General features: G+C 65.5%; 1 protein-coding gene. It reads left to right on the top strand.

Going from position 1 to position 472, the window contains the following annotated elements; genetic code table 11:
* Window positions 1-472 (top strand): hypothetical protein (locus tag ACYQ2W_RS26590; RefSeq protein WP_459874143.1); only part of this gene is annotated, 472 nt, incomplete at both ends.

The following is a 472-nucleotide window of genomic DNA, read 5'->3' as shown; positions in this document are numbered from 1 at the left end:
TTGCCGAACAGCTCACGTTTATCGACGACAAGACCCGCACCCGGCGGGACCACATGAAGTACCTCACCCTGATCCGCTCCATCGCGCTGCTGCACCAGCACCAACGGGAGATCAAGACCGTCCGCGCCCACGGCCGGGAGTTGGAATACATCGAGGTGACCCGCGCCGACATCGAGGCCGCGAATCGGCTGGCCCACGAGGTGCTGGGGCGCACCCTGGACGAGCTGCCGCCGCAGACCTGCACGCTGCTGAAGCACATCAAGACCCTGGTGGCCGCCGGCTGCAAGCGACAGGGCATGGAGCGACGGGACTACCGTTTCAGCCGCCGCGACATCCGCGAGGCCACCGGCTGGAGCGATGGCCAATTGAAGATCCACTGTGGCCGCTTGACCGATCTGGAATACCTGCTGGTGCATCGTGGCGGGCGCGGCCAGAGCATCGTCTACGAGCTGCTTTATGACGGCGACCTGGG

The sequence above is a fragment of the Endothiovibrio diazotrophicus genome (assembly GCF_054657215.1).
This window is presented reverse-complemented; position numbering and strand designations above follow the sequence as displayed.